Consider the following 14,990-nt stretch of genomic DNA (forward strand, 5'->3'; position numbering starts at 1 on the left):
GGCGGCCGCGCGCCAGGGGGCGATGCCTGTAACCCCGGCGCCGGGGCGGCGCGTCAGCCGCGCAGCGTCGCCCCGGTTGCCTTGGCCACCGCCGCGACGATCTTCGCCGAAACGGCCTCGATCTCCGCGTCCGTGAGGCTTGCCTCGCGCGGTTGCAGGGTGACCGCGACGGCGAGCGACACCTTCCCCTCCGGCAGTTTCTCGCCGGCGTAGCGGTCGAATAACGCGACGTTGGCGATCAGCGTGCGCTCGGCGCCCTTCGCCGCGCGCAGCACGGCCTCGGCCGTTACCGTGGCATCGGCGATGAAGGCGAAGTCGCGGCGGAGCGGCTGGAACTGCGGCAGCGACGGCACGGCCTTGCGCCGCCGCTTCGGATCGGCGATCGCGCCCAGATCCAGCTCGAACGCCACGCTGCCTTCCGGCAGGTCGAGCGCGGCGCATAGCGACGGGTGCAGCGCGCCGAACCAGCCGAGCCGGGTCTTCGGCCCCTGGCGCAGCGTGCCGGAGCGGCCCGGATGATAATGCGCCGGCGCGTCGGCCGTCACCGTCACCGCGTCGAGCGGGACGCCGAGTTCGCCGAGCACGGCGATGGCGTCCGCCTTGGCATCCCACAGATCGGCCGGGCGCGCCGGCTCGACCCAGGACAGCGGGGTCCGTCCGGCGCGCAGCCCCGCGGCGACGAGATCCTGCCCGTCTGGCGAGACGTCGCGATAGGCCGGGCCGATCTCGAAGAGCGCGAGGTCGCCATGGCCGCGGGCGGCATTGCGCGCGGCGGCGAGGGCGATGGTCGCCAGCGGGGTCGGCCGCATCTGGTCGAGATCGGCGGCGATCGGGTTCTTCAGCGCAAGCGTGGCGGGGGTTCCGCCGAATCGCCCGGCGGTCGCGCGGTCGAGGAAGCTGAAGGTCACGCATTCGGCCATGCCGCGCGCGGCGAGAACGCGGCGGGCGCGCACCGTGCGGGCCTGGCGCGGGGTGAGCGAGGCCGAGGGCACCGGTGCCGCGCCGGGCAGCGAGACCGGCTCGATCCGGTCCAGCCCATCGATCCGCAGCACTTCCTCGATCAGGTCGACTTCCGGCTCGATCGTCCGTGCGCCGAGGCGAGCGGCCTCGGCGGTCGCCGCGGCGAGGCCGCCATGCTGGTCGAGCGCGCTGCCGCCGGGCAGGTCGGCCGCCGCGATATCGTTGCGCCAGCTCGGCACCGCGACGGTGATCGACGCCGCATCGCGGGCGACGCCGGTAAAGCCGAGCCGGTCGAGGATGTCCGCGGCGCGGTCGGGTGTGACGGTCGAGTGGCCGAAACTGGCGAGGCGCTCGAAGCGCATCGTCGCGGTGCGGTGCCAGTCGGGCTTCGCCCCCGCCTCGGTGATCTCCGAGGCGGTGCCGCCGCACAGCTCGATCACCATCGCGGTCGCCGCATCGAGGGCGGCGGGCAGCAGCGCGAAATCGATGCCGCGCTCAAAGCGCTGCCGCGCGTCGGAATGGATGCCGGTGCGCTGGCCGGTGAGGGCGATCCGCACCCGGTCGAACAGGGCGCATTCGATGAACACGTCCCGCGTGGTCTCGTCGCACCCCGTCGCCTCGCCGCCGACGATCCCGGCGAGCGACTGCGCGCCCGCCGCATCGGCGATGACGCAGTCATCCGCCGTCGCGGTCACGTCCCTGCCGTGCAGGCCGCGGAAGCTTTCCCCCGCGCCGCGCCGCAGGGTGAGTGCGTCGCCGGCAATCTTGCCGACGTCGAACACATGCAGCGGCCGGCCGAGATCGAGGGTGAAGAAATTGGTGATGTCGACCAGCGCGTTGATCGGCCGCAGCCCGACCGATTCGAGGCGACGCTTCAGCCAGTCCGGGCTTTCGCCGTTGCGCACGCCGCGCACGGTGCGCCCGAGCACCCAGGGGCAGGCTTCCGGATAGGCGTTCTGCCAGGCAATCGAGCTCGCCCCGGCTGCGGCGATAGGCGGCGGCGCCCAGGGCTTCAGCGTGCCGAGCCCGGCGGCGGCGAGATCGCGCGCGACGCCGCGCACCGCGAAGGCATCGCCGCGATTGGGTGTGACGCCGATCTCGATCACCGGATCGTCGAGCCCGGCCCAGCGGGCATAGGGCGTGCCCACCGGCGCGTCGTCCGGCAGGTCGATGATGCCGTCATGGCTGTCGCCGAGGCCGAGTTCGCGCTCGGAGACCAGCATCCCGGCCGAGGGAACGCCGCGGATCTCGCCGACCTTGAGCGTGATGCCGGTGCCCGGCACGAAACTGCCCGGCGGCGCGAAGACGGCGCGCATGCCGGTGCGCGCGTTCGGCGCGCCGCAGACCACGCTGACCTCGGTGCCGTCGCCGGGATCGACGCGGCAGACCCGCAGCCGGTCGGCGTTCGGGTGCTGCGTCGCCTCGATCACGCGGGCGATGCGGAACGGCGCGAGGCTCGCGCCCCGATCGGCGATGCTCTCCACCTCCAGCCCGATGGCGGACAGCGTTTCGGCGATGGCATCGAGCGAGGCATCGGTGTCGAGATGCGTCTTGAGCCAGGAGAGGGTGAATTTCATCGTGCGTCCCCTTCGTGCAGGGTCACCGGCGCCAGCGGCGAGGTGCCATAATGCGCGAGCCAGCGCACGTCGCTCTCATAGAAAGTACGGAGGTCGGGGATACCGTGCTTGAGCATGGTGATGCGCTCGACCCCCATGCCGAAGGCGAAGCCCTGGAATTCTCGCGGGTCGAGCCCGCAATTCGCCAGCACGTTGGGATGGATCATGCCGGCGCCGAGGATTTCCAGCCAGTCGCTGCCGCCGCCGATCTCGCCGGACTTGCGGTCCCAGGCGATGTCGACCTCCATCGAGGGTTCGGTGAAGGGGAAATAGCTGGAGCGGAAGCGGGCCTTGAGGTCCGGCCGCTCGAAGAAGGCGCGCAGGAAGTCGATCAGGCAGCCCTTGAGATGGGCGAGGGTGATCCCGCGGTCGATCACCAGCCCCTCGCATTGGTGGAACATCGGGCTGTGCGTGGCGTCGTGGTCCGAACGGTAGGTGCGGCCCGGCACGATCACGCGGATCGGCGGCGTCTCGGCCAGCATGGTGCGGATCTGCAGCGGCGAGGTGTGGGTGCGCAGCACGACGGGGCGGCTGCCGGCCGCAGCGTCGAGATAGAACGTGTCCATCATCGCGCGGGCCGGGTGGTGCGAGGGGATGTTGAGGGCGCCGAAATTGTGCCAGTCATCCTCGATGTCCGGTCCTTCCTTCACGCCGAAGCCCATGGCGCCGAACAGGGCGGTGAGTTCCTCCATGGTGCGCGAGATCGGGTGGATCGTGCCGGCGCGGTCGGGCCGGCCGGGAAGCGTGACGTCGATGCGCTCGGCGGCGAGCCGCGCGGCGAGGGCTTCCGCCTCCAGCACCGCCCGGCGCGCATCGAGCGCGGCCGAGATGGCGGTCTTGAGCGCGTTCACCTCGGCGCCGACGCGCTTGCGTTCGTCCGGCGTCAGGCTGCCGAGCGTCTTGAGCAGCGCTGTGACCTGCCCGGTCTTGCCGAGCAGGGCGATACGGACGGCGTCGAGCGCAGCCGGATCGCCGGCGGCGGCGATGGCTGTGCGGGCTTGGGATTCGATGGTCGGCAGATCGTCGGACATGGCCGCGCAGGGAGCGTGAAGCGGGCGAAATGTCAAGCAAACGCGGCGCATGGCGCGGGCGGCAAGAAAAAACCTCCGGACGAGGCCCGGAGGTTTTCAGCAACTGATAAAATCGCGATTAAAAAAGAACCGAAGGCATTGAAACCTGTTTTGCAAGCAGCGGAAGTCGCGGTCACCGATCGGACCAGGGATATTCCCTGATGTGTGCCAGAGGTTGCAACCCCTGCGCGTATCGAAAAACATCCGGTTCGGGACGGAGTCCGCGGTAATTTGTTGTTAAGGAGGTGGATAGAACGTTAATTGCGATCAATCTATATATCAAAGGTAGAAAACTCGGCGACAGGCAGTTTTATTTTCTCTAAATTATATCAAAATATGAGGCAGAATTTTATTTAAAAAACGAGCGTGACCGGTTAGAACGCGGTCACGCTCGAAGTTCGAGCCGGCAGATTTCGCCAGCTTTCAGGGAGGAAACGGAGACCAACGGCCTCTCTTTCCGTTTAGTGTTCAAAAGTTAATAATAAGTTTTCAGGGCGGAATATTTCATGTCCTTCTGTCATCAAAGATGCAGTTTTGCTGACAGGCTGTGTCAAAAAAGTCGCGTTGCCGGGAAATGACATCCAATCACGGGCGGATGATCGGCTTTGCCCCGAAAGCCCGCTTGAACGGTCTTCGCAATGTGAATAGATGATTGTTACGCGAAATGGTCAGGCCGAAATATCGGCCCGGACGTTTGCGCCGGTTGGTTCAACCGGTTGACGGGGCTTGGTCCGGCAGCGGATCAGGTTGCGCTGTCGGCCGGCGAACCAGCGTCTCGGCTACCAGTTTCCACGTATCGGCATGACGCCGGTGCGTCAAATCACAGGCACCCAACATCGGGACGGTACACATGAATATCAAAGCTCTGGGCGCACTCGCGGCTGTTGCCCTGCTTGCGGCGTGCTCCAACGCCCCCAAGACCACTGCCATGGCGACTGGTTCCGGCGCGACCGCCGCGCAGTCCGGGCCGGCTCCGGGCAGCGAGCAGCAGCTTGTGGCCGACGTGGGCGACCGCGCCTTCTTCGGCTTCAACAAGTCCAACCTGACCGGCGCCGACAAGGCGACGCTCGACCGCCAGGCGAGCTGGCTCGCGAAATACCCGAATGTCGACGTGCTGATCGCCGGCAATGCCGACCCGCGCGGCACCGAGGCCTACAACCTCGCGCTCGGCGCGCGCCGCGCCCATGCCGCGCGTGATTACCTGGTCGCCAAGGGCGTCGCCGCGTCGCGCATCCAGACCGTTTCCTACGGCAAGTCGTGCCTGGTTTCGCCGGGCAACACCGAGCAGGACTACGCGCAGGACCGCGTGGCCATCACCTCGGTGCAGGGTTTCAACCCGCAGCACTGCCACTGACCATTCCGCCGGGGCACAAGCTCCGGACGGCGTGACGGAATCGATCGGCGGCCCGGCTCATCCGGGCCGCCGATTTGCTTTCCGTGGCCCCGGTGCTTCAATGCCGCCGCCGGTTGCACTACATACGCGCGGGGCGCATTCCGGCGCGCCCGCAGAACGAGGAAACCGATGCGCCGTCCCATGCTGAAGACCCTGTACGCCGCCGGTGTCGCCGTGGCGATCCTTCTCCCCGCCGCGGCCCGGGCCCAGATGATCACGAGTCGCGAGGGGATCGCCCTCGAAAACCAGATCCTGGAACTGAAGCACCAGATCCGGACCATGCAGACGGGGGGCGGGAATGGCAGCTCGGTGCTCGGCGCGCCCGCGCCCTCCGCGCCGGAGCGTTCGGGCCAGGCGCCATCGAGCGATCTCGTGGCCTCGCTTCTCGATCGCGTCCATACGCTGAACGGCGAGGTTCAGGACCTGCGCGGCCGGGTCGACACGCTGGAGCACGAGGTCGCCACCCAGCATGACGAGATCAAGCAGGAAATCGGCAACCTGAAGTTCCAGCTCGAGCAGGGCGGCAAGCCGGGCTTCCAGACGCCGGCGAATGCCGCGGAGGGCGCGCCCCCGGCCGCGCCGTCATCGGCGCAAGAGCCGCACACCCTTGGCACGTTGCCGCGGGAGCCGGCCCGACCGACGCCGGAGACGGCCGCGCCCGCGCGCGCCGAGGCCTCGCTCGGGGCGGCGAGGGCGGCCCTGTCCCATCACGACTACAGGGCGGCGGAAGCCGATGCCCATGCCGTGATCGCCAAACAGGGCAAGCAGGCCGGCCATGGCGAGGCCTCGCTCATTCTCGCGCAGTCGCTGTTCCATCAGGGGCGGCATCAGGAGGCCGCGATCGCCTTCGACGATGCCTATAATGCCGATCGGGCCGGGCCGCACGCGCCCGATGCGCTGCTCGGCCTCGCGAATTCGCTCACCGCGATCCATCAGAATCAGGAAGCGTGCGACACGCTCGATTCGCTGACCAGCCAGTTCTCGTCGCCGTCGCCGTCGCTCAAGGCCCGGGTCGAGGCGGCGCGGCGAAGGGCCGCCTGCCACTGACCGCAGCCGAGGCCGACGGCCTGGGCCGCCATTTCGCCCGCGTGATGGCCGCGCTCGGGCCGTTCGGCGCGGCGCCGCGCGTGGCGGTCGGCGTGTCCGGCGGCGCGGACAGCATGGCGCTGACTTTGCTCGCCGCCTCCTGGGCACGGGAGCGCGGCGGCGACTGTCTCGGGCTCATCGCCGATCATGGCTTGCGTCCGGAGTCGGCGGACGAAGCCTCCCTGACCGGGCGGCGACTGGCCGCGCTCGGCATCGGCTACCGGATCCTCCGCCTTCAGCTCGGTCCAGGCCCGGCCCTGCAGGCCCGCGCCCGCGACGCCCGCCACGCGTCCCTTGCGGCGGCGGCGCGCGGCGCGGGGATCGTGCATCTCCTGCTCGGCCATCATGCCGGCGATCAGGATGAATTGCGGGCGATGCGGGCGGCGCGCGGCCCGCGCGGGTTGGCGGGAATGGCTGGGTTTGCCGCGCGCGACGACATCGTGATCCTGCGCCCGCTGCTCGGGACGGACCCCGCCGTGCTGCGGGAATTCCTGAGCGGACGGGGCATCGGCTGGGTCGAGGATCCGTCCAATGCCGATGCGCGTTTCGAGCGAGTCCGGGTCCGGGCCACGCGGCGGCAAGCGGCCTTGGTGCCTCCGTCGCTCGATGCGGATCGCCGGGCTGCCGCCGAACGCGATGTGGCGGAAACCCTCGCCCGGAACGTTTCCCTCCGCCCGGAAGGCTGGGCGATCGTCCGCGCGGCGTCGCTCCCGGTGGAGGCGCTGGCCGTGCTGTTCCGCGTTCTCGGCGGCGCGGCCTATCCGCCGGCCCGGGCCGCGCTGGAACGCCTCACGCCGGCATTGCGCCCGGCGACGCTGGGCGGCGTGCGGATCATGGCCGCCGGCCGCCATGGTCCCGGCTGGCTGCTGGTGCGGGAGGCGGCGGCCTGCGCGCCGCCAGTCGCCGCCGTCCGCGGGGCGGTCTGGGACGGGCGGTTTCGGGTGTGTGACGTGCCGCCGGGCGCGCGCACGATCGGCGCGCTGGGTGATTCGGCCGCGGAAATCGGGCGCCGGTCGGGCCTTCCCGGCGCGCTGCGGCGCACGCTGCCGGCCTTCTTCGGCGGGGATGGCGTGCTGTCCGTGCCGCATCTGGCGGGCGGCCCGGCATCGGCGGTCGTGTTCGCGCCGCAGGGGCCGGCCGCGGCCGCCCCGTTCGAGCCGGTGCCCTGTGGCTGACAGACCTGCACGTGGCGCTCACCGGCAGGATAGGAAAATTCGGGGGCATACCCATTTCCGATTAGGAGTGGCGAACTGTCCGCCGCCGTGCCAGAATGGACGGCGGTAAGGGTTGGCCTGAAATTTCGGCCGGTTTCCGCCGGCCCCCCGGTCTTGCGTGCCGGGGCGAACAGGACTGGATGAAGCTTGATGAACAATCTGGGGCGCAATCTGCTGGTATGGGTGATCATCGCACTGTTCTTCGTGCTGCTGTTCAACATGTTCCAGCCCACGACCGCAGAGAGCAACCACGGCACCCAGGTCGCCTATTCGACATTCGTGTCGGAGGTCAACGCGGGCAAGGTCGATCACGTAACCATCCGCGGACATGACATCACGGGCGCCCTCAAATCGGGGTCCACTTTCGAAACCTATGCGCCGGATGATCCGGGCCTGGTCAACACGCTGATCTCGAAGAAAGTCAGCGTCGTCGCCAAGCCGCTGAACCCGCCGGAGAACCCGCTGCTGCACTATCTCGTGTCGTGGGCGCCGATGATCCTGCTGGTGGGCGTATGGATCTACTTCATGCGCCAGATGCAGGGGGGCGGCGGCCGCGCCATGGGCTTCGGCAAGTCGCGCGCGCGCCTGCTGACCGAGAAGCAGGGGAGGGTGACGTTCGAGGACGTCGCCGGCATCGAGGAAGCCAAGGGCGAGTTGCAGGAAATCGTCGACTTCCTGCGCGATCCGCAGAAATTCCAGCGATTGGGTGGCAAGATTCCGAAAGGGGTGCTGCTGGTCGGCCCGCCCGGCACCGGCAAGACGCTGCTCGCCCGCGCCATCGCCGGCGAGGCCAACGTGCCGTTCTTCACCATCTCGGGCTCCGATTTCGTCGAGATGTTCGTCGGCGTGGGCGCGAGCCGCGTGCGCGACATGTTCGAGCAGGGCAAGAAGAACGCCCCCTGCATCATCTTCATCGACGAGATCGACGCCGTCGGCCGCCATCGCGGCGCCGGGCTTGGCGGCGGCAACGACGAGCGTGAGCAGACGCTGAACCAGATGCTCGTCGAGATGGACGGGTTCGAGAGCAACGAGGGCGTCATCCTCATCGCCGCCACCAACCGGCCCGACGTGCTCGACCCCGCGCTGCTGCGCCCCGGCCGGTTCGACCGCCAGGTGGTGGTGCCGAACCCGGACGTGAACGGCCGTGAGCGCATCCTGAAGGTCCACATGCGCAAGGTGCCGCTGGCCGCCGATGTCGATCCCAAGGTGATCGCCCGCGGCACGCCCGGCTTTTCCGGCGCCGATCTCGCCAACCTGGTGAACGAGGCCGCACTGCTCGCCGCCCGCATGGGCAAGCGCGTCGTCGCCATGGCCGAGTTCGAATACGCCAAGGACAAGGTCATGATGGGCGCCGAGCGGCGCTCGATGGTGATGAGCGAGGACGAGAAGAAGATGACGGCCTATCACGAGGCCGGCCACGCGCTCTGCTCGATCTCGCAGAAGCACTGCGACCCCGTGCACAAGGCGACGATCATTCCGCGCGGCCGCGCGCTCGGCATGGTGATGAGTCTGCCGGAAGGCGACCGCTACTCGATGAGCAAGGCCAAGCTGCTCTCCGAACTGGTCAAGGCGATGGGCGGGCGCGCCGCCGAGGAGATCATCTTCGGGCCGGACAACGTGTCCAACGGCGCGTCGGGCGACATCAAGCAGGCGACCGACATTACCCGCCGGATGATCACCGAATGGGGCATGAGCGACAAGCTGGGCATGATCGCTTATGGCGACAACGGCCAGGAGCTGTTCCTCGGCCATTCGGTGACCCAGCACAAGAACGTGTCGGAGGCGACCGCGCAGGAGATCGACCGCGAGATCAAGCTGGTCATCGACCACGCCTACTCCGAGGCGCGGCGGATCCTGACCGAGCGTCTCGACGACCTGCACCGCCTGGCCAAGGGGCTGCTGGAATACGAGACGCTCAACGGCGACGAGATCCAGATCGTGCTGCGCGGCGAGCCGGTGGTCCGTCAGGTGGTGGACGAGCCGGCCCCGGACAGCCGCCGCGCCTCCGTGCCCACCGCGCAGAAGCCGGAAGTGCCGAAATCCGGCGGGCTCGGGCCGCTGCCGGCGCCGGGCTGAACGGCCCGGCCGGCAGGGCCGCGGGTTGACGGAAAAAGCCGGAGGCGGTCGCCTCCGGCTTTTTTCATGGTGCCCAGCCGCCCATATGCGGTTCCGAACCTATTTCGAACAGGAGCACGGGTATGAGTCTGAAGATTGGCGTGATCGGTCTTGGCCGGATGGGTGCTGCGATGGCGGCGCGGTTGATCGAGCGCGGCCATCAGGTCTGCGGCTGGAACCGGACGGCGGCGCGGGCCGAAGCGATCCAGGGGCTCGCGGCCAAGGCGTCGCCGGCGGAGGTGGCCATGTCGGCCGACTACGTTATCGTGATGCTGCTGGACGAGACGGCCTCGCGCGCGGCCTATCATGGCGAGGGCGGGCTGCTGAGCGCCAATCTGCAGCAGGCCCTCGTGATCGACATGAGCACGCTGAAGCCCGCCGACATGCAGGCCAATGCCGAGGCGGTCACCGCGCATGGCGGGCGTTTCGTGGCCTGCCCCGTGGGCGGCACGGTCGGCCCGGCGCGGTCGGGCAAGCTGCTCGGCCTTGCCGGCGGCGACGCCGCGACGATCGACGCCGCGAAGCCGGTTCTCGACGAGTTGTGCGACCGGATGGAGCGGTTTGATACGCCGCAGGCCGCGGCGGCGATGAAGCTCGCGGTCAACCTGCCGTTGCTGGCCGCGTTCCAGGCGCTGGGCGAGGCCGCGTTGATCACCCGCGATTACGGGATTTCGCCGGAACGGCTGCTCGGCATCATCGGCAAGAGTTCCGGCGGCGCACCTGCCTTTGCCACTCGCAGCGCCGCGATCATCACCGAGATGGGCGGCACGCGCAGCGAGTCGGTCGGCTTCTCGCTCGAGGCGGTCGAGAAGGATCTCCGCTTGATGGACGAGGCGGGCGATGCCGCCGGCTTCAACCTGAAACTGGTCGAATCGGTCCGCCGCGCGGCGCATGACGCCGTGCGCGAAGGCTGGGGCGACCGCGACCTCGCGGCGCTGGCGGCCTTCAACCTCCGCGCCTGAAGCTCAGCCGCCGCGCTTCTTCGCCCGCAGCGCCCCCATGGCCTCGATGAAGGCCGGGTCGCGGTGCGCGGCGTCGAGGCCGGCGGCGAACGATTCGCCATCCAGCGTGCCGGCTGCGAGCCCGGCGATCGCCGCCTTCATGCCGCGCACGGCGAGGGGCGCATTGGCTTCCAGCCGGGCGGCGAGGGCGTCGATCGCCGCATCCAGCCCGTCCGCGGCTGCCAGCTGGGTCAGGTAGCCGATCCGCAGCAGGGTTGCCGCATCGATCGTCTGCGCCGAGACGAAGAGCAGGCGTGTCGCGTCCGGCCCGATCCGCTCGACCGCGCGGGCGAGCCCAGAGCGGTAGTAATGCAGGCCGATCCGCGCCGCCGGCATCAGCAGTTCCATGCCGGTCACACCGATGCGGAAATCGCAGGCGAGGGCGAGATCGACCGCGCCGCCATAGAGATTGCCGTGCAGCCGGGCGATGACCGGCTGGGGCAGGGCGGCGAGCGCCGTGCCCACGCGGCCGATGCCGCCCGGCCCGTCCTCGGCATCGCCGGTGTCGCCGCGCGAGAGCGCATCGAGATCGAAGCCGGCGCTGAAGACCGGTCCGGCGGCCTCGAACACGACGACGCGGACCGAATCGTCCGCCGCGAGCGTGGCGCAATGGCCGAGCAGGACGGCAAGATCGTCCGCGCCGAGCCGGTTGCGCAGGGCGGGGCGGTTCAGCCGCAGCCGGGCGATGGCGCCGTGGCGTTCGAGAATCGGGGGTGTTTCGGTCATGCAGATCTCCTCCGTGCCCCCGCAGTAGCGGAGCGGCGGCATTTGGACTATAAGACCGCTGTGCGCCGCTGGCGCATCTTCAGCCGGGAGATCGTCTCCCGGTCGTGATCGGAACGGCTCAGATCGTTCGGTTGCGCGCAACGCCGGGGTCTCTTCGGCGTTTCCGGCCACATGGCCCGTGGCTGTGACGAGACATCGCCCACAGCCCGACCCATGCCGCCCGAGACGCCGCGTCCCGCACCGCGCCGCCGATGATGTGGCCGTCCCGGTCCTGTTGTTGCAAGGACCGAATGATGTTTGACAAGTATTTCCGCAAGGAACTCGACTGGGGCGGGCGCAAGCTCATCCTCGAAACCGGCAAGGTTGCCCGCCAGGCCGATGGCGCCGTCGTCGCCTCCTATGGCGACACCGTGGTGCTCGCCACCGTGGTCGGCGCCCGCTCGGTGAAGCCGGGGCAGGATTTCTTCCCGCTCACCGTGAACTACCAGGAGAAATTCTACGCCGCCGGCCGGATTCCCGGCGGTTTCTTCAAGCGCGAAGGCCGCCCGACCGAGCGTGAGACGCTGACCTCCCGCCTGATCGACCGGCCGATCCGCCCGCTCTTCCCGCACGGGTTCCGCAACGAGGTGCAGGTCATCGTCAACGTGCTCAGCCACGACCTCGAGAACGAGCCGGACATCGTCTCGCTCGTCGCCGCCTCGGCCGCGCTGACCCTCTCCGGCATTCCGTTCTTCGGCCCGGTCGGCGCCGCCCGCATCGGCTATATCGACGGTGAATACATCCTGAACCCGACCTCCGCGCAGATTGCCGAAAGCCGGCTCGACCTCGTGCTCGCCGGCACGGAAGAGGGCGTGCTGATGGTCGAGTCCGAGGCGCACGAGCTGTCGGAAGAAACCATGCTCGGCGCCGTCACCTTCGGCCATGCGGCGTTCCAGCCGGTGATCCAGGCGATCATCGAGCTCGCCGAGCATGCCGCGAAGGACCCCTGGCCGCTCGTCGAGGAGAGCGACGAGGAGAAGGCGCTCGCCGCCCGCGTCGACGAACTCGCCCGCGAGGGCCTACGCGCCGCCTATGCCGAGCGCGAGAAGACCGCCCGCCACGAGAAGATCGGCGCGGTGAAGGCCGCGGTGCTGGAGACGCTCGCCGCCGAGGAGCGGTCGGTCGAGAAGGCCAAGGGCATGTTCAAGGAGCTCGAGGCCGACATCGTCCGCAACGCGATCCTCGACAACGGCATCCGCATCGACGGGCGCGACACCCGCACCGTCCGCCCGATCCTCGCCGAGGTCGGCGTGCTGCCGCGCACCCATGGCTCCGCTCTGTTCACCCGCGGCGAGACCCAGGCCCTCGTGGTCGCGACCCTCGGCACCGCGCAGGACGAGCAGATCGTCGATGCGATCGAGGGCGAATACCGCGAGCGCTTCCTGCTGCACTACAATTTCCCGCCCTTCTCGGTGGGCGAGACCGGCCGCGTCGGCAGCCCCGGCCGCCGCGAAGTGGGCCACGGCAAGCTCGCCTGGCGCGCCATCCACCCGCTGCTGCCCGGCAAGGACAAGTTCCCCTACACGCTGCGCGTCGTCTCCGAGATCACCGAAAGCAACGGCTCCTCCTCGATGGCGACGGTGTGCGGCACCTCGCTCGCGCTGATGGATGCCGGCGTGCCGCTGCCGCGCCCGGTGGCCGGCATCGCCATGGGCCTGATCAAGGAGGACAAGGGCTTCGCCGTGCTCTCCGACATCCTCGGCGATGAGGACCATCTCGGCGACATGGACTTCAAGGTGGCCGGCACCGAAGCGGGCGTCACCAGCCTGCAGATGGACATCAAGATCACCTCGATCACGCCCGAGATCATGAAGATCGCGCTGGATCAGGCGAAGGACGGCCGTCTGCACATTCTCGGCGAGATGTCCAAGGCGCTGACCGGCGCGCGCGAGGGCGTGTCCGCCAACGCGCCGCGCATCACCGTGATCAACGTGCCGAAGGACAAGATCCGCGACGTGATCGGCACCGGCGGCAAGGTGATCCGCGAGATCGTCGAGTATTCCGGCTGCAAGATCGACATCGAGGACGATGGCACGATCAAGATCGCGGCCACCTCGGACGAGCAGGCGCAGAAGGCGATCGACCGTATCCGCTCGCTGACCTCCGAGCCGGAAGTCGGCCAGATCTACACCGGCAAGGTCGTGAAGATCGCCGATTTCGGCGCCTTCGTGAACTTCTTCGGCGCGCGTGACGGCCTGGTCCATATCAGCGAGCTGGCGCAGGGCCGCGTCGCCCGCACCGGCGATGTGGTCAAGGTCGGCGACACCGTGAAGGTGAAGATGATCGGGCTCGACGATCGCGGCAAGGTGAAGCTGTCGATGCGGGTGGTCGATCAGGCGACCGGTGCCGACATCTCCGACCAGGTCGGCGCCAAGGGCGGCCGGCGCGAAGACGCCGCCGAGTAACGCACGGGCAATCCCCGGTCAGGTGGCAGCACCTGGCCGGATGCGCGTTGCGGACCGAGGACAGGAACGGCCCCCGTGCGATCGCGCGGGGGCCGTTTCGCCGTTCGGCCGCAGGGTCAGATCTGGGACGTCAGAACCGGATCGTGCGCGGCCGCGCGGCCGCGAGGCCGAAGCCGAGCGTGGGCGCCTGCAGGATCACCAGGAACGCGACCGACGGCCACCAATGGCCGCTGAGCGTGTGGATCACCCCAAGCCCGAGCGGCCCCGCGATCGACACCGCGTAGCCCACCATCTGCGAGAACGCCGACAGCGCCATGGCCTCGGCCGGGCCGCCGGTGCGCAGCACCATCAGCGTCAGCGCCAGGGGAAAACAAGCGCCCTGGCCGATGCCAATGAACACCACCCACACCCAGGGGGCGGCGGCCGGCGCCAGCATCAGCCCGACATAGCCGACACTGACGATGGCGAGCAGACTCGCAAGCAGCAGCCGCTGGTCGCGGCTGCGGGTGGCGAGGCTCGGCGTGACCAGCGCCGCCGGAATGGCGACGAGGGTCGTCGTCGAGAGCATGATCCCGGCCATCGTCGGGTTGATTCCGTGGGCGTGCAGGATGGCCGGCAGCCAGGACAGGATCGAGTAGAAGCCGAGCGACTGCAGGCCCATGAACATCGTCACCGCCCAGGCCAGCGGGCTGCGTGCCAGCTTGCGGAACGCGCCCGACGTCGGCGTGTGGCTCAGCCGGTGGGCGCCATGGGCGAGCTGCGGCGCCCAGACCGCCGCCGCGACGATCGCCGGCACCGCCCACAGCCCCAGCGCGCCGCGCCAGGCGAAGGGAGTGGCATCGGCAACCGGCACGCTGACCGCCGCGGCGACCGAGGCGATCGTCGTCATCACCGTGGTGTAGCAGCCGGTGACGAGCCCGACGCGGGTGGGAAAATCGCGCTTGACCAGCCCCGGCAGCAGCACGTTGCCCATCGCGATCGCCGCCCCGCCCATCACCGTGCCGGCGAACAGCGCGGCCGCTCCCCCGAGCACGCGGATCAGCAGGCCGGCGGCGAGCAGCACCAGCACCGTCATCATCGCCGCTTCCAGCCCGATCCGCCGCTGCAGCATGATGCTGACCGGCGCGAGTGCCGCGAAGCAGACGACGGGGATGGTGGCGAGCACGGTGAGCCCGAGCGGCCCGAGGCCGAGGGCCGCGCCGATCGGGGTGAGCAGCGGCGAGACCGAGGCCAGCGCCGCGCGCAGGTTCACCGCGATGAGCAGGATCCCGGCAAAGAGCAGCAGGTTCCGAAAGGGGCTGTCGGCGGCGGCGGTGACCGTCGTTGTCTTCGTGTCTGGGGCCATGGGTGCGATGCGGCGGCGGG

Annotated in this window: 11 protein-coding genes; 7 read left to right on the forward strand and 4 right to left on the reverse strand. The window is 69.3% G+C overall.

Annotated features, from left to right (window positions below; translation table 11 throughout):
- Positions 1–53: 53 nt before the first annotated feature.
- Together pheT and pheS are read right to left on the reverse strand one after the other, a co-directional pair.
- Complete coding sequence (gene pheT, locus ACRY_RS04275; protein WP_011941476.1) at positions 54–2,537, reverse strand: phenylalanine--tRNA ligase subunit beta; 2,484 nt, start codon at positions 2,535–2,537, stop codon at positions 54–56.
- Positions 2,534–3,607 carry a phenylalanine--tRNA ligase subunit alpha gene (gene pheS / locus ACRY_RS04280; RefSeq protein WP_007422748.1) on the reverse strand — a complete coding sequence of 358 codons (1,074 nt, stop codon included), beginning with the start codon at positions 3,605–3,607 and terminating at the stop codon, positions 2,534–2,536. The genes pheT and pheS overlap by 4 nt, the downstream gene beginning before the upstream one ends.
- 15 nt (positions 3,608–3,622) lie before the next feature.
- On the opposite strand from pheS, the gene ACRY_RS19590 reads away from it, so the two are divergent.
- The 6 genes from ACRY_RS19590 (at position 3,623) to ACRY_RS04305 (ending at position 10,416) form a co-directional block, all read left to right on the forward strand.
- Complete coding sequence (locus ACRY_RS19590; protein WP_148360972.1) at positions 3,623–3,808, forward strand: hypothetical protein; 186 nt, start codon at positions 3,623–3,625, stop codon at positions 3,806–3,808.
- Positions 3,809–4,496: 688 nt separating this feature from the next.
- Positions 4,497–5,000 carry an OmpA family protein gene (locus ACRY_RS04285; RefSeq protein ID WP_007422749.1) on the forward strand — a complete coding sequence of 168 codons (504 nt, stop codon included), beginning with the start codon at positions 4,497–4,499 and terminating at the stop codon, positions 4,998–5,000.
- A 180-nt stretch (positions 5,001–5,180) separates the two neighbouring features.
- A complete protein-coding gene (locus ACRY_RS04290; protein WP_013639418.1) occupies positions 5,181–6,086 on the forward strand; it encodes a tetratricopeptide repeat protein in 906 nt (301 codons plus the stop codon).
- Positions 5,987–7,300, forward strand: coding sequence for a tRNA lysidine(34) synthetase TilS (gene tilS / locus ACRY_RS04295; protein WP_231295334.1), 1,314 nt, complete (start codon positions 5,987–5,989; stop codon positions 7,298–7,300). Before ACRY_RS04290 ends, tilS begins: the two co-directional genes overlap by 100 nt.
- Before the next feature lie 189 nt (positions 7,301–7,489).
- Positions 7,490–9,415, forward strand: coding sequence for an ATP-dependent zinc metalloprotease FtsH (gene ftsH, locus ACRY_RS04300; protein WP_007421550.1), 1,926 nt, complete (start codon positions 7,490–7,492; stop codon positions 9,413–9,415).
- Positions 9,416–9,537: 122 nt separating this feature from the next.
- Complete coding sequence (locus ACRY_RS04305; protein WP_007421551.1) at positions 9,538–10,416, forward strand: NAD(P)-dependent oxidoreductase; 879 nt, start codon at positions 9,538–9,540, stop codon at positions 10,414–10,416.
- Between the two features lie 3 nt (positions 10,417–10,419).
- On the opposite strand, the gene ACRY_RS04310 is transcribed toward ACRY_RS04305, so the two are convergent.
- Positions 10,420–11,181, reverse strand: a complete 762-nt coding sequence (locus ACRY_RS04310) for an enoyl-CoA hydratase/isomerase family protein (RefSeq protein ID WP_011941479.1) — start codon at positions 11,179–11,181, stop codon at positions 10,420–10,422.
- Positions 11,182–11,474: 293 nt separating this feature from the next.
- Between ACRY_RS04310 and pnp the strand changes: the two genes are divergently transcribed.
- Positions 11,475–13,625 (forward strand): polyribonucleotide nucleotidyltransferase, encoded by a 2,151-nt coding sequence (pnp, locus tag ACRY_RS04315; protein ID WP_007421553.1) that lies wholly within the window; start codon positions 11,475–11,477, stop codon positions 13,623–13,625.
- Positions 13,626–13,755: 130 nt separating this feature from the next.
- On the opposite strand, the gene ACRY_RS04320 is transcribed toward pnp, so the two are convergent.
- On the reverse strand, positions 13,756–14,970 hold the full coding sequence (locus ACRY_RS04320) for an MFS transporter (protein WP_011941481.1): 1,215 nt from the start codon (positions 14,968–14,970) through the stop codon (positions 13,756–13,758).
- Between the last annotated feature and the right edge of the window lie 20 nt (positions 14,971–14,990).

Source organism: Acidiphilium cryptum JF-5, assembly GCF_000016725.1.
GTDB lineage: Bacteria > Pseudomonadota > Alphaproteobacteria > Acetobacterales > Acetobacteraceae > Acidiphilium > Acidiphilium multivorum.

Excerpts from the sequence above, each read along its gene's own strand:
- pheT (WP_011941476.1), bottom strand. The coding sequence starts at position 2,537 with ATGAAATTCACCCTCTCCTGGCTCAAGACGCATCTCGACACCGATGCC.
- pheS (WP_007422748.1), bottom strand. The coding sequence starts at position 3,607 with ATGTCCGACGATCTGCCGACCATCGAATCCCAAGCCCGCACAGCCATC.
- ACRY_RS04285 (WP_007422749.1), top strand. The coding sequence starts at position 4,497 with ATGAATATCAAAGCTCTGGGCGCACTCGCGGCTGTTGCCCTGCTTGCG.
- ACRY_RS04290 (WP_013639418.1), top strand. The coding sequence starts at position 5,181 with ATGCTGAAGACCCTGTACGCCGCCGGTGTCGCCGTGGCGATCCTTCTC.
- ftsH (WP_007421550.1), top strand. The coding sequence starts at position 7,490 with ATGAACAATCTGGGGCGCAATCTGCTGGTATGGGTGATCATCGCACTG.
- ACRY_RS04305 (WP_007421551.1), top strand. The coding sequence starts at position 9,538 with ATGAGTCTGAAGATTGGCGTGATCGGTCTTGGCCGGATGGGTGCTGCG.
- ACRY_RS04310 (WP_011941479.1), bottom strand. The coding sequence starts at position 11,181 with ATGACCGAAACACCCCCGATTCTCGAACGCCACGGCGCCATCGCCCGG.
- pnp (WP_007421553.1), top strand. The coding sequence starts at position 11,475 with ATGTTTGACAAGTATTTCCGCAAGGAACTCGACTGGGGCGGGCGCAAG.
- ACRY_RS04320 (WP_011941481.1), bottom strand. The coding sequence starts at position 14,970 with ATGGCCCCAGACACGAAGACAACGACGGTCACCGCCGCCGCCGACAGC.